Origin of the sequence: Aeromonas sp. A04, from assembly GCF_047780465.1 — a bacterium.
In the GTDB taxonomy this organism is placed as follows: Bacteria; Pseudomonadota; Gammaproteobacteria; order Enterobacterales; family Aeromonadaceae; genus Aeromonas; species Aeromonas bestiarum.
The window spans coordinates 21,189-45,006 of the sequence record NZ_JBLNHP010000006.1; the positions used below are offsets into that span (position 1 = coordinate 21,189).

General features: G+C 62.2%; 25 protein-coding genes. 16 read left to right on the top strand and 9 right to left on the bottom strand.

The window, feature by feature from the left end; all coding sequences use genetic code 11:
• Nucleotides 1–36: 36 nt before the first annotated feature.
• From ACM3N8_RS16935 to miaE, 5 genes are all read left to right on the top strand, one after another.
• Nucleotides 37–1,374 carry a replication-associated recombination protein A gene (locus ACM3N8_RS16935; protein ID WP_290019115.1) on the top strand — a complete coding sequence of 446 codons (1,338 nt, stop codon included), beginning with the start codon at nt 37–39 and terminating at the stop codon, nt 1,372–1,374.
• Between the two features lie 387 nt (nt 1,375–1,761).
• The gene (gene serS, locus ACM3N8_RS16940) at nt 1,762–3,057 is read left to right on the top strand and encodes a serine--tRNA ligase (protein WP_241279059.1); all 1,296 of its coding nucleotides are present in this window, start codon (nt 1,762–1,764) and stop codon (nt 3,055–3,057) included.
• A 187-nt stretch (nt 3,058–3,244) separates the two neighbouring features.
• On the top strand, nt 3,245–3,733 hold the full coding sequence (locus ACM3N8_RS16945) for a CvpA family protein (RefSeq protein ID WP_042869859.1): 489 nt from the start codon (nt 3,245–3,247) through the stop codon (nt 3,731–3,733).
• A 21-nt stretch (nt 3,734–3,754) separates the two neighbouring features.
• On the top strand, nt 3,755–5,275 hold the full coding sequence (gene purF, locus ACM3N8_RS16950; RefSeq protein WP_042869861.1) for an amidophosphoribosyltransferase: 1,521 nt from the start codon (nt 3,755–3,757) through the stop codon (nt 5,273–5,275).
• Between the two features lie 200 nt (nt 5,276–5,475).
• Nucleotides 5,476–6,234, top strand: a complete 759-nt coding sequence (gene miaE, locus ACM3N8_RS16955; RefSeq protein ID WP_378081944.1) for a tRNA isopentenyl-2-thiomethyl-A-37 hydroxylase MiaE — start codon at nt 5,476–5,478, stop codon at nt 6,232–6,234.
• A 157-nt stretch (nt 6,235–6,391) separates the two neighbouring features.
• On the opposite strand, the gene ACM3N8_RS16960 is transcribed toward miaE, so the two are convergent.
• The 8 genes from ACM3N8_RS16960 to pspF all read right to left on the bottom strand — a co-directional run bounded on the left by ACM3N8_RS16960 (nt 6,392) and on the right by pspF (nt 13,297).
• Nucleotides 6,392–7,177 (bottom strand): ATP-binding cassette domain-containing protein, encoded by a 786-nt coding sequence (locus ACM3N8_RS16960; RefSeq protein ID WP_043556852.1) that lies wholly within the window; start codon nt 7,175–7,177, stop codon nt 6,392–6,394.
• A gap of 55 nt (nt 7,178–7,232) precedes the next feature.
• Nucleotides 7,233–8,231 carry an oligopeptide/dipeptide ABC transporter ATP-binding protein gene (locus ACM3N8_RS16965; protein ID WP_043136052.1) on the bottom strand — a complete coding sequence of 333 codons (999 nt, stop codon included), beginning with the start codon at nt 8,229–8,231 and terminating at the stop codon, nt 7,233–7,235.
• A gap of 82 nt (nt 8,232–8,313) precedes the next feature.
• On the bottom strand, nt 8,314–8,442 hold the full coding sequence (locus ACM3N8_RS16970; RefSeq protein WP_290065634.1) for a hypothetical protein: 129 nt from the start codon (nt 8,440–8,442) through the stop codon (nt 8,314–8,316).
• Nucleotides 8,442–8,570, bottom strand: coding sequence for a hypothetical protein (locus ACM3N8_RS16975; protein WP_416016399.1), 129 nt, complete (start codon nt 8,568–8,570; stop codon nt 8,442–8,444). The genes ACM3N8_RS16970 and ACM3N8_RS16975 overlap by 1 nt, the downstream gene beginning before the upstream one ends.
• A complete protein-coding gene (locus ACM3N8_RS16980; RefSeq protein ID WP_274454114.1) occupies nt 8,570–9,463 on the bottom strand; it encodes an ABC transporter permease subunit in 894 nt (297 codons plus the stop codon). Before ACM3N8_RS16980 ends, ACM3N8_RS16975 begins: the two co-directional genes overlap by 1 nt.
• 35 nt (nt 9,464–9,498) lie before the next feature.
• Entirely contained in the window at nt 9,499–10,458 is a 960-nt protein-coding gene (locus ACM3N8_RS16985; protein ID WP_043136056.1) for an ABC transporter permease, read from the bottom strand.
• 2 nt (nt 10,459–10,460) lie between these two features.
• On the bottom strand, nt 10,461–12,056 hold the full coding sequence (gene sapA / locus ACM3N8_RS16990) for an ABC transporter substrate-binding protein SapA (RefSeq protein ID WP_274454364.1): 1,596 nt from the start codon (nt 12,054–12,056) through the stop codon (nt 10,461–10,463).
• 209 nt (nt 12,057–12,265) lie between these two features.
• Nucleotides 12,266–13,297 (bottom strand): phage shock protein operon transcriptional activator, encoded by a 1,032-nt coding sequence (pspF, locus tag ACM3N8_RS16995; RefSeq protein ID WP_416016400.1) that lies wholly within the window; start codon nt 13,295–13,297, stop codon nt 12,266–12,268.
• A gap of 195 nt (nt 13,298–13,492) precedes the next feature.
• Between pspF and pspA the strand changes: the two genes are divergently transcribed.
• The 11 genes from pspA (at nt 13,493) to ACM3N8_RS17050 (ending at nt 22,982) form a co-directional block, all read left to right on the top strand.
• Nucleotides 13,493–14,167 (top strand): phage shock protein PspA, encoded by a 675-nt coding sequence (gene pspA, locus ACM3N8_RS17000; protein WP_042872202.1) that lies wholly within the window; start codon nt 13,493–13,495, stop codon nt 14,165–14,167.
• 3 nt (nt 14,168–14,170) lie between these two features.
• A complete protein-coding gene (gene pspB, locus ACM3N8_RS17005) occupies nt 14,171–14,407 on the top strand; it encodes an envelope stress response membrane protein PspB (RefSeq protein ID WP_042872204.1) in 237 nt (78 codons plus the stop codon).
• Nucleotides 14,404–14,808: an envelope stress response membrane protein PspC gene (pspC, locus tag ACM3N8_RS17010; RefSeq protein WP_241325815.1), complete on the top strand. Its 405-nt coding sequence runs from the start codon at nt 14,404–14,406 to the stop codon at nt 14,806–14,808. The genes pspB and pspC overlap by 4 nt, the downstream gene beginning before the upstream one ends.
• Before the next feature lie 114 nt (nt 14,809–14,922).
• Nucleotides 14,923–16,329, top strand: coding sequence for a YcjX family protein (locus ACM3N8_RS17015; protein ID WP_416016401.1), 1,407 nt, complete (start codon nt 14,923–14,925; stop codon nt 16,327–16,329).
• 65 nt (nt 16,330–16,394) lie between these two features.
• On the top strand, nt 16,395–17,438 hold the full coding sequence (locus ACM3N8_RS17020) for a YcjF family protein (RefSeq protein WP_416016402.1): 1,044 nt from the start codon (nt 16,395–16,397) through the stop codon (nt 17,436–17,438).
• 169 nt (nt 17,439–17,607) lie between these two features.
• On the top strand, nt 17,608–18,402 hold the full coding sequence (gene phhA, locus ACM3N8_RS17025; protein WP_241325818.1) for a phenylalanine 4-monooxygenase: 795 nt from the start codon (nt 17,608–17,610) through the stop codon (nt 18,400–18,402).
• A 54-nt stretch (nt 18,403–18,456) separates the two neighbouring features.
• Complete coding sequence (locus ACM3N8_RS17030; RefSeq protein WP_290019120.1) at nt 18,457–18,795, top strand: 4a-hydroxytetrahydrobiopterin dehydratase; 339 nt, start codon at nt 18,457–18,459, stop codon at nt 18,793–18,795.
• A 134-nt stretch (nt 18,796–18,929) separates the two neighbouring features.
• Complete coding sequence (gene tyrR / locus ACM3N8_RS17035) at nt 18,930–20,477, top strand: transcriptional regulator TyrR (RefSeq protein ID WP_043136086.1); 1,548 nt, start codon at nt 18,930–18,932, stop codon at nt 20,475–20,477.
• A gap of 200 nt (nt 20,478–20,677) precedes the next feature.
• The gene (locus ACM3N8_RS17040) at nt 20,678–21,226 is read left to right on the top strand and encodes a YfiR family protein (RefSeq protein ID WP_290019121.1); all 549 of its coding nucleotides are present in this window, start codon (nt 20,678–20,680) and stop codon (nt 21,224–21,226) included.
• Nucleotides 21,223–22,491 (top strand): diguanylate cyclase domain-containing protein, encoded by a 1,269-nt coding sequence (locus ACM3N8_RS17045; protein ID WP_416016403.1) that lies wholly within the window; start codon nt 21,223–21,225, stop codon nt 22,489–22,491. Before ACM3N8_RS17040 ends, ACM3N8_RS17045 begins: the two co-directional genes overlap by 4 nt.
• A 2-nt stretch (nt 22,492–22,493) precedes the next feature.
• Nucleotides 22,494–22,982 carry an OmpA family protein gene (locus ACM3N8_RS17050; RefSeq protein WP_098983874.1) on the top strand — a complete coding sequence of 163 codons (489 nt, stop codon included), beginning with the start codon at nt 22,494–22,496 and terminating at the stop codon, nt 22,980–22,982.
• Nucleotides 22,983–23,041: 59 nt separating this feature from the next.
• On the opposite strand, the gene ACM3N8_RS17055 is transcribed toward ACM3N8_RS17050, so the two are convergent.
• Complete coding sequence (locus ACM3N8_RS17055; protein ID WP_043136098.1) at nt 23,042–23,773, bottom strand: TerC family protein; 732 nt, start codon at nt 23,771–23,773, stop codon at nt 23,042–23,044.
• Between the last annotated feature and the right edge of the window lie 45 nt (nt 23,774–23,818).

Genomic DNA, 23,818 nt, shown 5'->3' on the forward strand with positions numbered 1-23,818 from the left:
ACTGGCGAGCGACGTGGTACGGGATGGTCACCACAGATGAGCAACTTGTCGCTGGATTTCTCGTCGGATTTTCGCCCGCTGGCGGCCCGGATGCGGCCGCAAAACCTCGACCAGTACATAGGTCAGCAGCATATCCTGGGGCCTGACAAGCCCCTGCGCAAAGCCATACTGGCCGGCCACTGCCACTCGATGATTTTGTGGGGCCCGCCCGGTACCGGCAAAACTACCCTGGCCGAGCTGATGGCGCACTACTGCCAGGCCGAGGTGGAGCGCCTCTCTGCGGTCACCTCCGGCATCAAGGAGATCCGCGCCGCCATCGACAAGGCGAAGGAGAACAGCTGGCGCGGGGTGCGCACCATCCTCTTCGTGGATGAGGTACACCGCTTCAACAAGAGCCAGCAGGATGTGTTCCTGCCTCACATCGAAGACGGCACCATCACCTTCATCGGCGCCACCACCGAAAACCCCTCGTTCGAACTCAACAACGCACTGCTCTCCCGGGCCCGTGTCTATCTGCTCAAGCGGCTGGAAGAGGAGGACATACTCGCCATGATCGATCAGGCGATGCAGGATCCGCGCGGTCTCAATGATCCGACCCTGGCCTTCGCCCCCGGGGTGAAGGCGGCGCTGGCCAAAGCCGTGGATGGCGACGGGCGCAAATCCCTCAACTATCTGGAGCTGTTGGCCGACATGGCCGAGACCAATGGCGAAGGGAAGAGAGTGATCGACAGCGCCCTGCTCGCCGCCGTGGTGGGGGAGCACGTGGCGCGCTTCGACAAGGGTGGCGATCACTTCTACGACCTCATCTCGGCGGTGCACAAATCGATTCGCGGCTCAGCCCCCGATGCGGCCCTCTACTGGTATGCCCGCATGGTGAGCGCCGGTTGCGATCCCTTGTATATCGCCCGCCGCTTGCTGGCCATCGCCTCGGAAGACGTGGGCAACGCCGATCCGCGCGCCATGCAGGTGGCGCTGTCGGCCTGGGATTGCTTCCACCGCATCGGCCCGGCCGAAGGGGAGCGCGCCATCGCCCAGGCCATCGTCTATCTTGCCTGCGCCCCCAAGAGCAATGCGGTCTACACCGCCTGGAAGGCGGCGCTCAACGATGCCAAAAACCTGCCCGACTTCGAGGTGCCACCGCACCTTCGCAACGCCCCCACCAAGCTGATGAGCGAGTTGGGCTATGGCGCCGAGTATCGCTATGCCCACGACGAGCCGGGCGCCTATGCCGCCGGCGAGGCGTATTTGCCGCCGGAGTTGGCGGGCAAGCAGTACTACCAGCCCACGGATCGCGGTCTTGAGAAGCAGATAGCCCAGAAGCTTGACTACCTCCATGAGCTGGACCGGCAGAGCCCGCAGCAAAGGGGCAAGTAGCAGGCCGTCGCCTGCCCCCTCACCAGCCCTGCCGGCAGACCTGTGGCCCCTGAACGCACTTGTTCAAATGAGGCAGTTCAGGTACCGGTTTGTCGCTGTGGTCAGGAATGGGGTTCGAGGGCGGATCCGCGAACCTTGCCGACCGGCAGGGTCCGTGAAAACGACACAAATAGTCCCTGTTCGGGCGGGGGGGCGGTCTGATACACTGGCCCTCTGACCCCGCTTGTCTCGGCCTTGCGCCATCTTCTTGATTTCGAAGGCCTGTTTTTGAAGGCTCGATCCTGAAGACGATAGGGGTGCGCCAACCGATGTTAACTTCCGGATCTGTTCTCTCGCCCGGTCATGATGACCCAGGCCCAGATCCCATTTTAAAAAAGTAGGTAAACCATGCTGGATCCCAAATATCTGCGTAGCGAGATTGACGAAGCTGCCGCTCGTCTGGCGACACGTGGCTACGTTCTGGACGTAGCGGCTGTCAATGCTCTGGAAGAGAAACGCAAGGATCTGCAGTCCCGTACCCAGGAGCTGCAGGCCGAGCGCAACGCCCGCTCCAAGTCCATCGGTGAGGCTGCCCGTCGTGGTGAAGATGTGGCTCCGCTCAAGGCCGAGGTGACCAAGATCAACGACGAGCTTGAAACCAGCAAGGTTGAGCTCGAGGCGCTGCTGCGCGATCTCAAATCCATCTCCGACGCCATCCCCAACCTGCCGAGCGAGACCACGCCGGTGGGCCGCGACGAGAACGACAACGTGGAAGTGCGCCGCTGGGGTACCCCGCGCGCGTTCGACTTCCCGGTGCGCGATCACATCGATCTGGGTGAAGCGGCCAAGGGCGTGGATTTCAAGAACGGCGTCAAGCTGTCCGGTGCCCGTTTCGTGGTGATGAAGGGCCAGATTGCCCGCCTGCACCGCGCCCTGGCGCAGTTCATGCTGGACCTGCACACCCTGCAGCACGGCTACACCGAATGCTATGTGCCTTATCTGGTGAACCCGGACAGCCTGTACGGCACAGGTCAGCTGCCGAAATTCTCCGAAGACCTGTTCAACACGGGGATCGAGGGTGAAGGGGAAGAAGAGGGCAAGCTGCGCAAGTTCTCCCTGATCCCGACCTCCGAAGTGCCGCTCACCAACATGGCCCGCGACGAGATCTTCGACGAGCAGGAGCTGCCCATCAAGATGACGGCCCACAGCCCCTGCTTCCGTTCCGAAGCCGGTTCCTACGGTCGTGACACCCGCGGTCTCATCCGCATGCACCAGTTCGACAAGGTCGAGATGGTGCAGCTGGTTCACCCGGAAAAATCCTGGGAAGCGCTGGAAGAGATGGCCGGTCACGCCGAGAAGGTGCTGCAACTGCTGGAGCTGCCGTATCGCGTGATGGCGCTGGCCACCGGTGACATGGGCTTCTGCGCCGCCAAGACCTACGATCTGGAAGTCTGGCTGCCGGCCCAGAACACCTACCGCGAGATCTCCTCCGTCTCCAACTGCACCGATTTCCAGGCGCGCCGCATGCAGGCTCGCGTGCGTATCGACGGCAAGCCCCAGCTGCTGCACACCCTGAACGGCTCCGGCCTGGCAGTGGGTCGCACCCTGGTGGCCGTGATGGAGAACTACCAGCAGGAAGATGGCCGCATCGCCATCCCGGCTGCGCTGCAATCCTACATGGGTGGCCTGACCCACATAGGTTAAGCACACTCGCATCAACACAACGCCATGGCCATGCCATGGCGTTGTGCGTTTGGGCGCCGAATCCTCGTGCTGGCGCCGAAAAAAGTGCTTCATCCGGCCCCCGGCTGAACATTTAACACATTTTTATCAAGCATTGCGCAATCGTTTTTGTTAGACTGCGCCGCAATTTCGCAGGACACTTTTTCCTATGGTCTGGATTGATTACGCCATCATCGGCATCGTCGGTTTCTCCGCCCTCATCAGCCTGGTGCGCGGCTTCGTCAAGGAAGCCATGTCGCTCGTCACCTGGTTTATCGCCTTCTTCATCGCCAGCCATTTCTATCCCGATCTCGCCATCTACTTCACCTCGTTCAGCGACCCTCTGGTGCGCAACGGCCTGGCCATCGCAGCCCTGTTCGTGGCGACCCTGATCCTGGGCGGTGTGGTGAACTACGTGGTGGGTCTGCTGGTGGAAAAGACCGGCCTGTCAGGAACGGATCGGGTGCTCGGCATCTGCTTCGGCGCCATTCGCGGGGTACTGATCGTCAGTGCCCTGCTGTTTTTTATGGATACCTTCACCAGCCTCTCCCAGAGCGACTGGTGGGTGGCGTCCAAACTGGTTCCCGAGTTCAAGCCGGTGATCCAGTGGTTTTTCGGGTTCATGTTGAACTCGTCCAGTTTTCTTAAACAGGTATAGTGACTTCGAGGTAGCAAAGACATGTGTGGTATTGTCGGTATAGTTGGCACCACCCCCGTCAATCAGGCCCTCTACGACGCCTTGACGGTGTTGCAGCACAGGGGACAGGATGCCGCCGGGATCGTGACCATAGAGAGTGGAAACTTCCGGCAACGCAAGGCCAACGGCCTGGTGAAGGACGTGTTTGAAGTGCGCCACATGCAGCGTCTGCAAGGGAACATCGGCATAGGTCATGTCAGATATCCCACCGCAGGCAGCTCAAGTGCCGCTGAAGCCCAACCTTTTTACGTGAACTCCCCCTACGGCATGGTGCTGGCCCACAACGGCAACCTCACCAACGCCAAGGAGCTCAAGGAGCAGCAGTTCAAAGTGGCCCGTCGCCACATCAACACCACTTCCGATTCGGAAGTGTTGCTGAACGTGCTGGCCCACGAACTGGATCTGTGCGACAAGATGGCGCTGCGGCCGGAAGACATCTTCTCGGCGGTGCGCAAGGTGCACCAGCAGATCCGCGGTGCCTATGCCGTGGTCTCGCTGGTGATCGGTCACGGCCTCATCGGCTTTCGCGATCCCAACGGCATTCGTCCGCTGATCCTGGGGCGTCGGGCCGATGAACAGGGCCAGGTGGAGTACATGCTCGCCTCCGAGAGCGTGGCGCTGGACGCCATCGGTTTCGAGACGGTGCGTGACGTCGCCCCCGGTGAAGCCATCTACATCACAGAGCAGGGCCAGCTCTTCTCCGAGCAGTGTGCGGAAAACCCGCAGATGAGCTCCTGCATCTTCGAATACGTCTACTTCGCCCGTCCCGATTCGTGCATCGACAAGGTCTCCGTCTACGCAGCCCGCCTCAACATGGGTCGCAAGCTGGGCCGAAAGATTGCACGGGAGTGGGAAGATCTCGACGTGGATGTGGTCATCCCCATCCCGGAGACCTCCTGTGACGTGGCGCTGGAGATAGCCCACACCCTGGACCTGCCGTACCGTCAGGGCTTCGTGAAGAACCGCTACATAGGCCGTACCTTCATCATGCCGGGCCAGACCCAGCGCAAGAAGTCGGTGCGTCGCAAGCTCAATGCCATCAGCTCCGAATTCAAGGGCAAGAAGGTGTTGCTGGTAGATGACTCCATAGTGCGCGGCACCACCTCCGAGCAGATCATCCAGATGGCCCGTGAGGCAGGGGCGGCCAAGGTCTACTTCGCCTCGGCGGCACCGGAAATTCGCTTCCCCAACGTCTACGGCATCGACATGCCCACCGCCAACGAGCTGATCGCCCACGGTCGGGAAGTGGAAGAGGTGTGCAAGCTGATCGGTGCCGATGGCCTGATTTTCCAGGATCTGGAAGATCTGGAAGAGGCGGTGCGGGAGATCAACCCCGAGCTGCGTCACTTCGAGACCTCGGTGTTCAACGGTCACTACGTCACCTCGGACGTGGATCAATCCTATCTGGATCACCTCAACGCCCTGCGCAGCGACGACAACAAGGCGGTGCGTGAGTGGCAGGAAGGCACCAGCAATCTGGAAATTTTTAACGAAGGCAGTTAAACGTTTTCGCTTGATATGACAGATATGAGATGGGGGCCCCGGCCCCCATTGTCGTGTCCGGGCGGCGGGGCAGGGCTGTTATCTGCTTTAAAAATAAGCACTTATACCGCCAGGTGTGGGCAGTGGCGGCGGGATCCGCTAGCATGGGCAGCCGCGCGCCAATTGCGCCGCCGTATCAACCAGAACAGACGAGAATTCAGATGGATGACCTGCTAGCCCCCGTGCGCCAGTTTTTGCAGTGTGAGACCCCGGATGCCTGGGTGGAGATGGCGCGGGATCCCGCCTGGTTGCCGACTCTGCTCATCGATCACGCCAACTGTGAGAACAAGGCCGCCCTCACCGCCCACAGCCTGGTGCGGCGCTACTGCCTGCCCAAGGGCAAGCGCCATCTGTTGCCCAAGCTGGAATTTTATCGGGAGCTGGATGCCATCCCGGAGAAGGCGGAGATCCTGGGCAAGCGCAGCATGGGGGAGTCCGATCGCACCGTGTTCGAGGAGCTGGCCCGCAACCCGCTGCTGTTTCCCATGGTGCGGCTCATCCAGGAGGAGCTACACCACTTCGAGCAGGTACTGGAACTGATGGCCGCGCGCGGCATTCCCTATGGCCCCGTGACCGCCTCCCGCTATGCCCGCAACCTGATGCAGCATGTGCGTACCCACGAGCCTGCCACCCTGGTCGACAAGCTGATCATCGGTGCCTACATAGAGGCGCGCTCCTGCGAGCGCTTTGCCAGGCTGGCGCCTCATCTGGACGAGGAGCTGGGTCGCTTCTATGTCTCCCTGCTGCGCTCGGAGGCGCGCCACTATCAGGACTATCTGGCGCTGGCCGAGCAATACGCGGGGGAGGATATCAGCGAGCGGGTGGCTTATTTTGGCAAACTCGAAGCCGAGCTTATCCGCTCGCCGGATCCGCAGTTCAGGTTCCATAGCGGGCTGCCTGTCAGATCTGACAGTTGTTGACGCAAGAGGCTCTGCCTACCATGGCCATGTTCCTATTACGAGCGACGCATTCACTTTTGAGCGCAATTCCCGGCCCCTGAGCCGGGATTTTTTTACGCTTTTTCCAGCAGATGACGAAGAGGGCTGGCCGGTGCCGGGGTCGGCACCGGCCCGGGGATCAGCGGCGGTATTCGTTGTTGTAGTTCTGGATCAGACGGCGAGTCACCTCGTGCTGGGGATCGGCAAACACCTTGAGGGTCTTGCCACGCTCCACCACCCGTCCTTCGTGCATCACCAGCACCTCGTCGCTGATGTGGCTCACCACTCCCAGATCGTTGGCCACCAGCACATAGCTCAGCCCCATGGTCTCCTGCATCTCCAGCAGCAGGTTGATGATCTGGGAGCGCACCGAGATGTCCAGGGTGGAGAGTGCCTCGTCGGCTACCACTATTTTGGGGTTGAGAATGAGCGCACGGGCCAGCGCCACCCGTTGCTGCTGACCGGCGGAGAGCATCTGCGGATAGAAGAGGGCGTGATCCGGCAGCATGCCCACCATGCGCAGAGTCTGCACCACCTTGTCGTGACGCTCCTCGTCGCTCATCTCGGTGTTGAGCCGCAGCGGCGTCTCCAGGATCTGGCCGACCCGGATCTTGCGATTGAGCGAGGAGTTGGGGTCCTGGAAGATCATCCGCAGCAGCTTGCAGCGGGTCTGATAGTCGCCGTGGATCAGGGTCTGACCCTCGATGGCGATATCGCCACCGCTCGGCTCTATCATGCCCGCCAGGATCCGCGCCAGCGTGCTCTTGCCGGAGCCGGCCTCGCCGACGATGGCCAGGGTCTGGCCGACCTCGAGGTCAAACGAGAGCGGCTTGATGGCTTCGACCGCCTGACGCCGAAACAGGCCGGTGCGGTTCTGATAGGTCTTGCACAGGCCCCTGACCTGCAGCAGGGAGGGTTCGATCACTGTCCTGGCTCCTTGGTGGCAGAGCATGCGGCCACGGGCTGATAACGTCTTGGATTCATTTCTTCGGCTCTTCCATGTTCAGCGGGAAGTGGCAGCTGAACTGGTGACCCTTGACCTTGCTCATCAGCGGCGTCTGTACGCACTGCTTCTGGGCATAGGGACAGCGGGGGCCGAGCCGGCAACCAATGGGCAGGTGCTGCAGCGGCGGTATCACCCCGGGCAGGGTCTCGAGCCGCGACTTGTGGCGCACCAGCTTGTCAAAATCGGGAATGGACTTGAGCAGGGCATCGGTATAGGGGTGATGGGGAGAGGTCAGGATCTGCTCCCGGGTGCCCACCTCCACCATCTGGCCGCAGTACATCACGTTGATGGTGTCGGTCAGGTTGGCGATGGCCGCTATGTCGTTGCTGATGATGAGGATGGTGGTGTTGCCCAGCTTGTTCATCTTGTCCAGCAGCCGCAGGATCTGGGAGTGGGTGGTGGACTCCATGGCGCTGGTGGGTTCATCGGCGACCAGCAGGCGCGGCTTGTTGGCAATGGCCATGGCGATCATCACCTTCTGGCACATGCCGTCCGACAGCTCGTGGGGATAGGCGCGCATCACCTTGCGGTGATCCTTGACGCCGACTCTGTGCAGCAGGGCGATGGCCTTCTTCTTGCGCCACTGGAAGCGCTGCCAGAACTGGCCCTCGAACGAATCGGTCGGGATCGCCTCTTCCAGCTGGGTGCCTATCTCTTCGGAAGGGTCCAGACAGCTGATGGGGTCCTGGAAGATCATGGCGATCTCGCGACCCATGATCCGGCGTCGCTCCTTGGGGGCCATGGTCAGCAGATCCATGTCGTTGAAGCGCATCCGGTCGGCACGCACAGTCCAGTTGTCCTTCTGGATGCCGACGATCACCTTGGCCACCAGGCTCTTGCCCGAGCCCGACTCACCCACCAGGCCGCGGATCTCCCCCTCGGTCAGGGTCAGGCTCACCCTGTCCACCGCCTTGACCTTGCCCTGGGGCGTGTCGATCTCGATGGTGAGGTTGCGAATATCGAGCAAGGGCATCAGTTGCGCTCCTCATGAGGGTGTGGCACGGCGTGCTGCATCGGGGATATGCCGTCCTTGATGGTATAGAGCAACAAGATCATCAATCGTTCCCCTCTTTGAGTACTTCATGAATGCCTTCACCCACCAGCGATGGGTTGACCAGCACGCCGTACAGGAATGGACAGGGGCCAAGGGTGAACATGTCAATCTTGGGCAGAGAGCGCTGCATCAGTCGTTCCCCTCTTTGAGTGCTTCGCGAATGCCTTCACCCACCAGCGATGGGTTGACCAGCACGCCGTACAGGAATGGACAGGGGCCAAGGGTGAATATGTCAATCTTCGGCAGAGAGCGGTGCATCAGTCGTTCCCCTCTTTGAGTGCTTCGCGAATGCCTTCACCCACTAAATTGGTGACCAGCACGCTGAACAATATGGCCATGCCTGGCAGGGTCACTGTCCAGGGGGCGAGATAGATGAGATCGCTCGAATCGGCCAGCATGGCGCCCCATTCCGGCTGGGGCGACTGGGCGCCGAGGCCGAGAAAACCCACCGCCGAGATATCGAGAATGGCGGCGGAGAGGGTGCGGGTGGTCTGGGCGACCAGGGTCTCCACTATGTTCGGCAAAATGGCCAGACGCATGATCCGCAGCGGCGGCGAGCCGTCGAGGCGGCTGGCGATGATGTACTCCTTCTGCATCTCGGTATGGACCGCGTTGTAGGTCGCCCGGATGAAGGGAGGGATCAGCGCCAGCGTGATGGCGATCAGGGTATTGAACAGGCCAGGTCCCAGGATGGCGACCATGATGATGGCCAGCAACAGGGAGGGGATGGAGAGCAGGGTATCGAGCAGGTGGTGCAGTACGCTCGATTTCAGCCCCTTGCTCATGCCGCCCAGGATGCCGATGGTGGTACCGGCCACCATGGCGATCATCACCACCAGCAGGGCGTTGCCGAAGGTGAGCCGTGCCCCCGCCACCAGACGGGAGAGGATGTCGCGGCCCAGATCGTCGGTGCCGAGGAAGTAGTCGATGTTGCCGCTGTTGGCCCAGGAGGGGGCCAGCAGCAGACGGCCGCTGTGCTGCTCGTCGATGCCGTAGGGCACCACCAGGGGGCCGAACAGGGTGATGAGCAGCAGGATCACGAAGCACCAGAGTCCGCCCATGGCCAGCGGATTGCGGCGATAGGAGGCCCAGGTCTGCTCCAGCGGGGAGAGGATCTTGAGCTCGGGGTAGAGGTTATTCTTGTCTTGCATAGGATTCCTGGCTCCAGGTCATGCCATGAGCACGTTCAGTCTTGTTTTGCATAGAGTTCTTTGCGCCGCGCCGGATAGATGAGGGTGGTGAGCAGCTCGGTGCTGACGCTGATGAAGATGACGAAGCCGGCGACCACCAGGGTGGCCCCCCGGATGGCGGCGTAGTCCTGCAGGGCAATGCTGTTGATGAGCCAGCGGCCGATCCCGTGCCACTCGAACACCACCTCGGTGATCATGGCGGAGGTGAGCACGCTGCCCAGCTGCAGGCCGAGCAGCGGCAATACCGGCGGCAGGGCGTTCTTGAGACCATGGCGCCAGACGATCTGGCGGCGGGAGAGGCCACGGCTCGCCGCGGCCTTGATGTAGTTCTGCTTCATCACGTCGATCAGCGAACTGCGCACGTGACGGATCACCTCTGTGGTGGGCACCACAGCCAGCACCAGGGAGGGCAGGATCAGGTGGCGCAGGGCATCGTGCAGCGCCGCCTGGCGCCATGGCTCGTGGCTCATCAGCACGTCGAACACGGCTATGCCGGTGATGGAGGGCACGTCATAGAGCAGGCTGATCTGGCCAGAGGCGGGCAGCCAGCCCAGATCCAGCGAGAAGAACATCACCACCAGCAGCGCCAGCCAGAAGACGGGCACCGCATAACCGATGAGGCCGGCGGTCATGATGGAGAGATCCAGCGGCTTGCCCTGATAGAGCGCCGCCAGGGTGCCGAGCGGAATGCCCACCAGCAGCGAGATGGCAAAGGCGGCCAGACAGAGGATCAGGGTGGCCGGGAAGTAGTGGCGGATCTCCTCCAGCACCGGCAGGCCCGAGACGCTGGAGAGCCCCAGATCCCCATCCAGAATGCGGCGCAGGAAATCGGGATAACCACTCCAGAAGCTGGCCTGCTGACCGATGAGACGAAAGTCCAGCAGGTAGGCGACGAAGGTCAGCGCCAGCAGGGTAATGAGCAGCAGGTTGATGCGACGCAATATATAGAGAAACATGCTTACTCCCTGTGGGCTTGGTTGAAGACGGTGCCGCCAAAGGGCATCAGGGAGAGCCCCTGAATGTCGCTGCGACTGACCTGGGTGCGCAGGGCATGGGCCAGCGGGATGAGCGGCACCTGCTCGTTGAGCAGGCTCTGGGCGTAATAGTAGTTGCGCAGCCGGAACGCCAGCTGGGGCGTGGTGACCGCATCGTCCAGCAGTTGATCGAAGGCCGGGCTGCACCAGCGGCTGTAGTTGTTGCCGCGTTCGACGGCGGCGCAGCTCAGCAGCTGGCGAAAGAAGTTGTCCGGATCTGCGTTGTCGGCAATCCAGCCAGAGAGCAGGCTGTCATATTGGCCCTGAGCGAGGCGGGCCTCGATGACGGGCCACTCCTGCTGCACGATTTTCAGCTTGATGCCTATCCTGGCCAGATCGTTTCGCATCAGCTGGGCTGTCTTGAGGGCATCCGGGTTGTAGGGGCGTGAGCCTGGCTGCACCAGCACCTGCATCTCGAACCCCTGCTCGAACCCCGCCTCCTTGAGCAGCTGGCGCGCCCGCTTCAGATCAGGCTGGCGCATCGGCAGGGAGGGATTGTAGCCCCAGGAGAGGGGCGGCAGCAGGCTGTTGGCGGCCTGGCCCGTCTCGAAATAGACCGCCTGCAGCAGGTTGTCTATGTTGATGGCGCTGGCGATGGCCTGACGCACCTGTACCTTGTTGAACGGCGGCTTGCGGGTGTTGAGGGCCAGGAAAGCAACGTTCATGCCGGATTGCACCGACAGGCTGAGATCCGGGTCCGTGTCGATCACCGACAGCTGGCTGGCGGACGGGGTGCTCATCACGTCGCACTCGCCGGTCAGCAGCTTGGCGAGCCGCTTGGAAGACTTGGGGGTGATGTCGTAGATGAGCTGCTCTATCTTGGCCTCGCCGCCCCAGTAACCGGGATGGCGCAAGTAGCGCACGTACTCGTTGTGGCGATACTCCTTGAAGCTGAACGGGCCTGTGCCGATGGGACGGCTGTCGAGCAGGGCCGGGGTGCCGGCTTTTTGCAGCTGGCCGGCATACTCGGCGGAGAGCACTATGGCGTAGTCGCTGGCCAGGGTGGCGAGGAAGGAGGCATCCGGTCGATTCAGCTCGAACACCACCTGCTCTGGCCCCTTCTTGTAGACCCGCTTGATCAGCTGATCCAGCCCCAGGCTGTAGAAATAGGGATACTCGCCGCCGGAGACGTCGTGATAGGGGTGCTGCTTGTCCAGCAGGCGCTGCCAGGTGAACAGCACGTCATCGGCGTTGAAGGTGCGCGAGGGGTTGAACCAGGAGGTGTGATGAAAGGTCACGCCCTTGCGCAGGGTCAGGGTGTAGAAGAGGCCATCCTCGCTCAGGGTCCAGCGGGTGGCGAGTCCCCCCTCCAGCGCCAGTGTGTTGGGGTTCACTTCCAGCAGGCGATCGTAGAGCGGGCGCGAGCTGGCATCCAGGGTCACCCCCGAATTGGACACCTGGGGATTGAAAGTCTGGGGCGAGCCTTCCGCACAATAGATGAGACCCGTCCTGGAAGCGTCGTCCTGTTTCTGACAACCGGTAACCAGCACCAGCAATCCAAGCAGCAAGGGTTTGAACATTCTCATTGTAGAACCATGTTTTTATACGAATGTGCCAGCGTCAAGGCTGGCGAGTTGCGGGAGTCGGTCTGAACCTGGCTGCCCCGGGTATTAATCTGCATCGTTGTCACTGTCCAGCAACCGGTATTGGCGCAGCCTGCCACGAAACGGGCGATAGCGCAGGGCCGGCACCCGAGCTGGTATCGGCCTGAACCTGGCTGCTCCGGGCATTAATCTGCATCGTTGTCACTGTCCAGCAACTGGTATTTGCGCAGCATGCCGCGAAACTGGTGATAGCTCAGGGCCAGCAATTGAGCGGCTTTGCGCTGATTATACTGGGATTGCTGCATGGCTTGCTTGAGTAAATTTATCTCGTACTCCGCCACCGCGTGTTTGAGATCCAGCGGCAGGGCGGGAGGGGCCTGGGTGGTCAGCTGGGTGGGCTCCTCGAGGGTCGCGGCCAGACTTGCCTGGGGACGGGGGCGCCAGGGGGAGTCGAACGGATTTAGCACCAGCTCGGACAGCGGCAACTGGGGGTTGCCCTGGCGGTAGATGCTGCGCTCCACCACGTTTTTCAGCTCCCGCACGTTGCCGGGCCAGGGGTAATCTTGCAGCAACTGGGTCGCCTTGCGGGAGAAACCGGCAAACAGCGGATAACCCAGCTCCCGGGTCATGCTGTGGGCAAAATGCTCCGCCAGCATCAAGATATCCTCCCGCCGCTCCCGCAAGGGGGGCAGGGTAATGACATCGAAGGCCAGCCTGTCCAGCAGGTCGTGGCGAAAGTCCCCTCTGTCGGCCAGTGCCGGCAGATCCTCGTTGGTGGCGCACACCAGCCGCACATCCACCTTGAGAGCCTTGGCCCCGCCCACCCGCTCAAACTCGCCGTATTCGATGACCCGCAGCAACTTCTCCTGCACTCGGGCGCTGGTGGTGGCCAGCTCGTCGAGGAAGAGGGTGCCGCCATCGGCGCGCTCGAAGCGGCCCTGATGGCGCTTGGCGGCGCCGGTGAAGGATCCCGCCTCGTGACCAAACAGCTCTGTCTCCAGCAGGCTCTCGCTCAGGGTGGCGCAGTTGATGGTGACAAAGCTTTGATCCCAGCGCGCCGAGAGATAATGTAGGCGATGGGCGATCAGCTCCTTACCGGTCCCGCGCTCGCCGATGATCAGCACGGGTTTGCGCAGCGGGGCGAGCCGTGAGGCCTGCTCAATGATCTCGAGAAATGCGTTGGATTCCCCCAACAGGCTTTCCGTGGCCGTGGTCATAGTGATCCCTGTCCGTTGTAAAAGCTGGTCAATCTTACCAAAAGTTGGTGATTCTTATCATCATTTGTGTGGGCTGTCTTGAAACTCGATGCATGAGCCCCATATAAATCAACAAGTTAAATTCTGTTCCAGATTGGCACACAAGTTGCCATTGTCAATGGAGAAACAACGTATGCCAACCACAGGAGTTCTATCATGAGTATTTTTTCCCGTCTGGCCGACATCATCAATTCCAACCTGACGGCCCTGCTCGACAAGGCAGAAGATCCCCAGAAGATGGTGCGCCTGATCATCCAGGAGATGGAAGACGAACTGGTGAAGGAGCGCTCCAATCTGGCCCGCTTCCTCGCCAGCCAGAAAGAGATCGGCCGTCAGGTCAACCGTCATCAGGAGCGGGTTGACGAGTGGCAGGGCAAGGCCGAACTGGCGCTGGCCAAGGGCCGTGAAGATCTGGCCCGCGCGGCTCTTATCGAGAAGAAGAAGCAGACCGAGCTGGCCGAGACGCTCTATCGCGAGCAGCAGGCGGTGGACAGCGGCATCGACAAGCTGGGTGACGAAATACGTCAGCTGGAAGCCAAGCTGGAAGATGCCCGTAGCCGTCAAAAGGCGATGGCCATTCGCACCGAAGCGGCCAGCAGCCGCCTCAATGTGCAGAGTCAGGTCGCCCGTGGCGACAGTCAGGCGGTGGTCAGCAAGTTCGAGCGCATGGAGCGTCGCATCGACGAGATGGAGGCCCGCGCCGATCTGGGGCAGTCCGACAAGGCACTGGCCCAGCAGTTTGCCGAGCTGGAAGTCGACGATCAGATAAGCAAAGAGCTCGAGGCCATGCGTCAGAAGCTGGGCCAGGGCGAAGGCAAACAGGGAGAGTAATAGATGGAAGATCTGCTGGGCGTATTGATGGTCCCCATGGTGGTTTTCATGGTGGTGGTAGCCCCCATCTGGCTGGTGCTGCACTACAGAGCCAAGGGGCGGATAGGCGTCGGCCTGGCCGATAGCGAGCGGGAACAGTTGCAAGGGCTGCTGGTGCGGGCCGAGAAGATGCAGGAGCGGGTTGGGGCGCTGGAGTCCATTCTGGACGCGGAAGTGCCGGGCTGGAGGAACAAGGTATGAGTCCATCGAATCGGGAGGGGCGCAATCTCTATCGCGACCCTCAGCGTGGCAAGATAGCGGGCGTCTGCGCCGGCCTTGCCGACTACTTCGGGGTGGAGACCTGGATAGTGCGGTTGCTGGCCATCAGCGGCCTCATCTTCGCCGGCTTCATTACCTTCACCGCTTATATTGCCGCCTGGTTTCTGCTCGACAAGCGGCCGGTCACTCTCTATGAAAACGAAGAGGGAGAGTTTGCCGATGTGCGGATGAAGGCGCGCAGCTGGCAGGCTGGTGTCACCCCTCATCAGGCGCTGGGCCGCATCGCACAGGAGCTAGATACCCTGGAGCCGAGATTGCAGCGCATCGAGAAGCTGGTGACCTCCAAGGAGTTCACCCTGCAGCGGGAGTTCAGCAAGCTGTGACCTCTGGCCCGGGCCTCGCCGATTGAGCTAGGCCCCTCTCTTGAACGGGATCCCAAGACCCGACATGGCGGGCACACCTGAAACCGACGATCGAATTGAGGGATTGAACAAGCCTTGATACGCAACACACTGGAACAAAAGTGGTCGCTCTTGCAGCACAGGGCCACAGACGTGGTGAACCGGGTACGGGATCGCCATCTGCGGCTGGCAGTGACCGGCCTCTCCCGCAGTGGCAAGACCGCCTTTATCACGGCGCTGGTCAACCAGCTGGAACACGCGGCCATCGATGGCCGTTTGCCGTTGTGGGATGCCCTGCGTCAGGGGCGCATTCTCGGCGCCCGCCGGGTGCCACAGCAAAATGCCCATATTCCCACCTTTGCCTACGAGCGCGGCCTCGACGCCCTGTTCGGTGATCCGCCCGCCTGGCCCGAGCCCACCCGCGGGGTGGCCGAGGTGCGCCTCGAAATTCGCTATCGCACCCGCCATCCCCTGCGCAAGCACCTGGGTGAGATCTCCACCCTCTATGTGGATCTGGTAGATTACCCGGGGGAGTGGTTGCTGGACTTGCCGCTACTGGAACTCAGTTACGAGCAGTGGAGCGAGCAGGTGCGCGACCAGTTGCGCCGCCCCGAGCTGCAGGCGCTTGCCGCTGGCTGGCTGGCCCCGGAATGGCAGGCTATGCAGCCTTTTGAAGAGCGACCGGTCGCACAGCTTGCCGAGCGCTACACCGACTACCTGCACGCCTGCAAGCGGGAGCTGGGGCTGCACCTCATCCAGCCTGGTCGCTTCGTGCTGCCGGGGGAGTATGCCGGTGCGCCCCTGCTGCAGTTCGTGCCCTGGGTGTGGGAGCCGCCAGTTGGCGAGCCCGCCGATGGCACCCTCTACGCCACCCTCAAGCAGCGCTTCGAGCAGTACAAGCAACACCTGGTACAGGGCTTTTATGAGCAGCATTTTGCGGGGTTCGATCGCCAGATAGTACTGGTGGACTGCCTGCAGCCCCTCAACGCCGGCGCGGCCAGTTTTGGCGACATGCAGCAGGCCATCGCCCGCATCATGGAGAGCTTCGCCTATGGCAAGAGCAACTGGTGGCGCCGGCTCTTCTCGCCGCGTATCGACAAGCTGCTGTTTGTGGCGAGCAAGGCCGATCATGTCACCCCAGAGCAGCACGGCCCCCTGGTCTCTTTGCTCCAGCATCTGGTGCGCAGCGGTCGGGGTCAGGCGCGCTTTGAGGGGATCACCACTGAGTGTCTGGCGCTCGCCGCCATCAAGGCGACCGAGGTGGGCAAGGGGGTGGCCAATGGCCGTGAGTTTCCCGCCATCCGTGGTACCAGCCTCGCCGGCGAGCCGTTGCTGCTGTTTCCGGGAGAGGTGCCGCCCCATATCCCGCCCGCGCAATGGTGGAACAATCAGGGCTTCGATTTTCAGGCGTTTCGCCCCCTGCCCATGAGCGCCCATCAGGCGCTGCCCCATATCCGGCTCGACGCGGCGCTGGAGTTTCTGCTCGGGGATCACCTCGAATAACCCAGGCTGTGCGGCAATGCAGGCAAGGCATAGCTGCACGGCCGCGTAGAGGAGCAAGCAAAAAGATGAACGATCAGAAAAAACCGACGGTGGCCGAACCGGCCCCGCTGCAGGGCAAGGTGATCCTGGAGCCCGCCTTGACGGTGGCCAGCGACGAGCGACCGCCTGCACCTGCCCAGCGGCTGGAAGAGGCGAGTTTCGAGCGCCTCGACGAGCTGGAGGCATTCACCGAGGTGGAGCCCGCCCTCACCATCAAGCCGCGCCGGCGGCACCGGCTGCTTGGCTGGGGACTGGGGGCGGTTGGCCTGTTGTCGCTGGGCCAGTATGGCGCCTTTCTCTACGACCAGTTGCTCACCACCCCGCTCTGGGGCAGCGCCTGGTTGCTGGCCTCCGGTCTGGTGGCCGTGGGCACGGCAGGTGTGGTGGGGCGCGAGTGGCTGCGGCTGCGCACCCTCAAGCGGCGCCAGGATGTGCGCTCCCGGGCCGACGATCTGCTGGCCCGTCAGGGCGTCGGGCAGGGGCAGGCTTTTTGCGAGGCGCTCGCCGAGAAGAGTGGCGACAAGGGGCGGGAGGGGTATCGCAATTGGCTGTCCCAGCTCGACGAGAGTCACAGCGATCGGGAAGTGCTGACCCTCTACAGTCAGCTGGTGCTGACCGAGCGGGACAAGCTGGCCCAGGCGCGGGTGGCCAAATGGTCGGGGGAGGCCGCCGTGCTGGTGGCCCTGAGCCCGCTCGCCACCGTCGACATGATGCTGATGCTGTGGCGCAACCTGCGGATGATCGAGGACATCGCCGACGTCTACGCCATCGAGCTCGGCTACTGGAGCCGCATCCGCCTCATTCGGCAGGTGTTTCGCAACATGCTCTATGCCGGGGCCACCGAGCTGGTGACCGAGGTGGGGATGGATCTGCTGGGGGCAGAGTTCGCCGCCAAGCTCTCCGCCCGCGCCGCGCAAGGGGTGGGGGCGGGTCTGCTCACCGCCAGACTCGGGTTGCGCACCATGGAGGCGTGCCGCCCGCTGCCCTGGTGCGCGGACGAGAAGCCCAGGCTCGGCGAGCTGCGCAAGCGGCTGATCGGCCAGCTGGCTGGCTATCTCAACAAGGGGTGACGGGCCGGGCCTCGATTGTGGTTGTCACAAATTATTTACAATTGTCAACCGCAGCCGACCCAGGGGTCGGCTGCTTTTTTAGGGGACAAACCGTTACAGTGATCCCATCAGTCAAACGTGAGTCGCCGCTGCTTGGGTTACCGGGCGGGCAGACAGGATGGAACCCTTAATGGCAAGTCTCTACACAGCACACCAGCCGGACCCTCAGGGCCTCATCCAGTACACGGATGAGGAGCACGGCACCTGGCAGATCCTGATCGAGCGTCAGCTCGCGGCGCTGGAAGGCAAGGCGTGTGACGACTATCTGGCTGGCTTGACCCGCCTCAATCTGCCCCTGGATCGCATCCCCCAGCTGGCCCAGATCAACGCCGTGTTGCAACCCGCCACCGGCTGGTCGGTGGCCGCCGTGCCTGCGCTTATCTCGTTCGATCGCTTCTTTGCCCTGCTGGCCAACCGCCAGTTTCCAGTGGCCACCTTCATTCGCCGCCGGGACGAGCTCGACTATCTGCAAGAGCCCGACATTTTTCACGAGATCTTCGGCCACTGCGCCATGCTGACCAACCCGGCTTTTGCTCACTTCACCCATGTCTATGGCCAGCTCGGCCTGCAGGCGGGCAAGGAGGATCGCGTCTTTCTGGCGCGGCTCTACTGGTTCACCGTGGAGTTTGGCCTGCTCAATACCCCTGCCGGGCTGCGCATCTACGGCGGCGGCATTCTCTCCTCCATCGGCGAGACCGCCTATGCCCTCGGCGGTCAGCCGGTGCTGCAACCCTTCGACCCCATAGAAGTGCTGCGCACCCCGTATCGCATCGACATCATGCAGCCCACCTATTTCGTGCTGCCCGAGCTGGCCGATCTCTACCGTCTGGCGGAGCAGGACATCATGGCCATGGTGTCCGATGCCCGCCGGCTGGGGTTGCGTCCGCCCCGCTTTGCCCCCGCCGGCGGCAAACAGGCGAGCTGAATTGAACAGACCTATTTCGTTATCCGATCCCCATTGATGAACAAGGAGAAACCCATGTCCGAACTGGCAAGCCAGCAGTGTGAAGCGTGCCGCGCCGATGCCCCCAAGGTGAGCGAACAGGAACTCGCCGAGTTGATGCAGCTTATCCCCGACTGGCAGCCGCTGGTGGTGAAAGGGGAGCTGCAGCTGAGGCGCGAATTCACCTTTCGCAACTTCAAGGAGGCGCTGGCCTTCACCAACCGCCTGGGCGAGCTGGCGGAGGCGGAATTCCATCACCCCGCCATTCTGACTGAGTGGGGCAAGGTGACCGTCAGCTGGTGGACCCACAAGATAGGCGGCTTGCATCGCAACGACTTCATCATGGCGGCGCGCACCGATCAGCTGATCAAATAAACGCCAGAAGATGACTCGGGCCTGTCCGGCGAAAGCGGGGCGGGCCCGCATTTTTATGGGCTGGCGCTCGCACTGGCGGGATCGAGTCTGTATTATCCGGTCATTCATAGAGTTAGCTAGGAAGTGTGTCCCGAATGCGTCTTGAAGTTAGCTGTGAAGACCGCCTGGGCCTGACCCGGGAACTGCTCGACCGTCTGGTGGAGCACAACATCGATCTGCGCGGCATCGAAATCGATACCTCAGGCATCATCTATCTCAACTTTCCCGAGCTGGAGTTTCGTGATTTCCAGCACCTGATGCCGGAGATCCGCCGCATTCCCGGCGTCTATGACGTCAAGACCATCCCCTACATGCCCTCCGAGCGCGAGCACCACGAGATTGAGGCCCTGCTCAAGGCGCTGCCGGATCTGGTCTTCTCCCTCGATGCCAAGGGCAAGGTGACCCAGGCCAACCAGTCAGCCCTCACTACCCTGGCCCTGCCGGTGGAGGAGATACGCGGCGTGGCGCTCGGTTCACTGGTCAAGGGTTTCTCTTTCAGCCGCTGGCTGGAGGCGAGCGAGATCAAGCCGCAGACCTGCAAGCTCAGCTTCAATGGCGAAGAGTATCTGGCGGACCTGATGCCGCTGTTCGTGGCCGAAGAGAAGGGCCGTCAGGCCCTGGCCGGCGCCGTGGTGGTTCTCAAATCTGCCCGTCGGGTCGGCATGCACTTCAGCGCGCTGCACGCGGTGGAAGTGGGGGGCTTCGAGCACCTGCAGGCCGAGAGCCAGAAGATGAAGCAGGTACTGACGGAGGCGAGCAAGCTGGCGATGCAGGACGCACCGCTGCTCATCGTCGGCGAGACCGGCACCGGCAAGGAGCTGCTGGCCCGCGCCTGCCACGGCGCCAGCCTGCGCTCCAGCCACCCCTTCATGGCCCTCAACTGCGCCGCCATGCCGGACAACGTGGCCGAGAGCGAGCTGTTTGGCTACGCCCCCGGCGCCTTTGGCAACAACACCGAAGGCAAGCGCGGCGTGCTGGAGCTGGCCAGCGGCGGCACCCTGATGCTGGACGAGATCGGCGACATGTCACCCCATCTGCAGACCAAGTTCCTGCGGGTGTTGCAGGACGGGGTGTTCCGCCGGGTGGGTGACGAGCAGGAGGTGAAGGTCAATGTGCGCTTCATCTGCACCACCCAGAAGCAGTTGCTGGATCTGGTGCACGACGGCAAGTTCCGCGAAGATCTCTACTATCGCCTCAACGTGCTGAGCCTCGCGTTGCCACCCCTGCGCGAGCGCAAGGCGGACATCATGGCGCTGGCCCAGCAGTTCGTCTCCCGCTTCGCCAGCGAATTGCAGCGGCCGCGCCCGCGCTTTACCCGCAACATGGCCGAGTACCTGACCGCCTACCGCTGGCCCGGCAACGTGCGCCAGCTGCGCAACTGCCTCTACCGGGCCATGACCTTGCTGGAAGGGGACGAGATTGGGCCGGAGCACGTCGACTTGCCGGTGGCGGCCGATGCCATGCCGCTGATCGACGAGTGGTTCGAAGGGGGTCTGGACGAGGCGGTGAAGCGCTTCGAGAGCCGGCTGCTGGAGCGGCTCTATCCGGCCTTCCCCTCCACCCGTCAGCTGGCCAAACGGCTGGGGGTGTCGCACACCGCCATCGCCAACAAGTTGCGCGAATACGGGATCAGCAAGAAGTAAGTCGATGAATGCAGGTAGGATCTTGGGGCTCACACCAGGGTGGGCCCCTGCCATTGTTGCGACATTTAGTGACGTATGTGCTTGTTCTGTTGGCGGTGCCTTGTCATGCTGCTGATAAGCTCAATACTACTCCTATCCGGCTCACCCTTCCTGGGCGTCAGGCCTTCGCGGGCGCTGGCGTGGGCATAAGCGCAGGCACGATGCACTCTCTTTCACTGGTTCGAATCCTGGCGTGGTTGACGCCGCTGATCTGTTCGCTGGCCTTCGCCACCGAGCCTGTTCTCCCCACCTCTGCCGAGGTGCGTGCCGAGCAGGTACGCCAGACGGTCCTCGACATACTGAGCTATACCCGCTGGCCGACCGAGCCCGCTGAGCTGCGCCTGTGCATCACGGCGCCGACCGAATATGCCACCGCCCTCTTTTCCATCAAGCAGCAAGCCAATGGCCGGCCGGTCAGCGTCCATCGCTACGACGTGGATGATGAGGCGCTGGGGCGGCGCTGTGACGTGCTCTACCTGGGGATATTGGCGCCGGAGCGGCGGCTGCCCCTGTTCCAGCGGCTGCGGGAACACCCCATTCTCAGCATCAGCGAGCAGAGCGCCGAGTGTGTCGCCGACGCCGTGTTCTGCCTGCGGGTCGGGCTGGATCGCGTGCGGTTCCGGGTCAATCTGGATGCCCTGGCCAGGAGCGGGGTGCGGGTGCATCCTGCCGTGCTCAAGCTGGCCAAGGCGGATGAGGAGACACCATGATAGGGCTCTTTCGTCCACCGACCCAGCGGCTCACCTTGCGACAGAGTCTGGGACGCACCCACCTGGTGACGTCCCTGACCGCTGTCTGTATGGCCGGTGTGCTGCTGACCGGTATCGCTCTGCTGGCCTTGCGCCTCTACGCGGATCACAACCTGGAGCTGGTGGCCCGCGCCATCAGTTACACCAGTGAAGCGGCCGTGGTGTTCCATGACGAAGAGGCCGCCAAGGAGGCGCTGCAAGCCATAGTCATCCATGAGGATGTGGCGCAGGCCAGCATCTATCTGCCCACGGGTCAGCCGCTGGCAAGCTGGCGTCGGGCCATGAGCACCCCCTGGTCTGGGCTGGAGCAGTATCTGGCCAGGCTCATACTGCCGGGCCCGGTCGATCAGCCCATGATGCGGGGCGGGGTGGAGATAGCCCGCATCCATCTGGTCGGCCACGGCCAATATCTGCTGCTGTTCCTGCTGCAAACCCTGCTGGCCATGCTGGTCTGTCTCATCCTCAGTGCGCTGGGGGCGCTCTACGTGGCGCGCTGGATGCAAAACTCCCTGACTGTGCCACTCAAGGAGCTGGCGCAGGTGGCCCACAGTGTAAGCCGTCGACGCATCCTGGCCATGCGGGTCCCCGAGGCGCATATCGCCGAGCTGCACGAGCTCGGTCAGGACTTCAACTCTCTGCTCGACGAGCTGGAAGCCTGGCAGGCTCATCAGCGGCGGGAGAACGCCAGCCTGCTGCACCGGGCCACCCACGATGCCTTGACCGGCCTGCCCAATCGTGCTCTTTTTGAGGCTCGTCTGGATCAAGCCGTGACCACGGGTCGCTTGCATGAAGAGCGTTTCGCACTGCTCTACCTCGATTGTGATCGCTTCAAGCAGATCAACGATACCCTGGGCCATGCCGCCGGGGATGACGTGCTGATCGCCTTGGCCAGACGGGTACAACATCAGCTCAGGCCGATGGATCTGGTATGTCGGCTGGGGGGAGACGAGTTCGCCATCCTGTTGACTCCTGTGTTGCAAGAGAGCGAGGCGCAGGATGTGGTATCCCGCATCCAGCAGGCCATGGCCGACCCCGTGGTGCTGGGGGATGGTCGCCAGCTGGTGGCGGCCATCAGCATAGGCACGGCCCTCTATCCGGAGCAGGGGCTGACCGCTGGCGAGCTGTTGCAGCAGGCCGACAACGCCATGTACCAATCCAAGCGGCTGCGTCGGGAGCTTGCACTCCATGACCAGCTGGAATTCGATGTTTCTGCAGAGGAAAAATAACAATGAAGATCCATGTCCTGATGAAAACCGGCCTGATCGGCCTGCTGTTGAGCGTGCTGGTGGGCTGTCAAAGCGCCCCCCACGGCCTGACGGCAGAGCAGATCGCCGTACTCAAGGAGCAGGGCTTTCGCCTGACCGATGAGGGTTGGACTCTGGACTTCTCCAACCGGGTGCTGTTTGCCAACAACGTGGAGGCCCTCAACCCCAAGACCCGTGTCCTGGTGGAAAAGCTGGGCAAGACCTTGCTGGGTGTCGGCCTGAACAAGGCGCGCATCGACGGTCACACCGACTCCAACGGGCCTGAGCTCTACAACGATCAGCTCTCCCTGAAACGGGCGAAATCGGTGGCCGAGGTGCTGGTGTCGGTCGGCATGCAGCCGGCCAACCTGGACATCCGTGGTCGCGGTGAGCGGGATCCGGTGGCAGACAACAAGACCGCTGCCGGGCGGGCCGAGAACCGCCGTGTTGCCATCGTCATCAGCAACGAATAAGCCGGTTGTGTGGATAAAAAAAGAGCGCCTGATGGCGCTCTTTTTTGTGGCTCTGGCATTTACTGCTCGAGCTTCTCGCGGTCGTGGTGACTGCGCAGGCGGATGTTGATCATCTCCACCGTCAGCGAGAAGGCCATGGCGAAGTAGATGTAACCCTTAGGAATGTGCAGATCCATGCCCTCGGCCATCAGCGCGAAGCCGACCAGGGTGAGGAAGGAGAGGGCCAGCATCTTGATGGTGGGGTGATGATCGACGAAGTCACCTATGGCCTTGGCGGCGAACATCATGATGAAGACGGCGATCATGATGGCCAGCACCATGACGGGCACGTGATCCGCCATGCCTACGGCTGTGATGACAGAATCCAGGCTGAAGACGATGTCGAGGATGGCGATCTGGATCAGGGTGCTGACGAAGCCGGACGCAACCGCGATTGAGCCTTCTGGCTCCGCCGCCCCTTCCAGGGTGGCGTGGATCTCGTGGGCACTCTTGCCGATGAGGAACAGGCCCCCCAGCAGCAGGATGAGATCGCGACCCGAGATGGCCTCACCCAGCACGGTGAACAGCGGCTCGGTCAGGCGCATCACCCAGGCGAGCGACAGCAGCAGCAGGATGCGGGTGCCCATGGCGAGGCCCAGACCCAGGATCCGCGCCTTCTGGCGTTGCGCCTCCGGCAGGCGGGCGACCAGGATGGAGATAAAGATAATGTTGTCTATGCCCAGCACGATTTCGAGCAGGGTCAGGGTCGCGAGCGCAACCCAGGCAGAGGGATCAAGAACCCATTCCAGCATGATTGAACCTTGGTTAAAAAATTGAAGCAGCGCATTCTAGCAGGC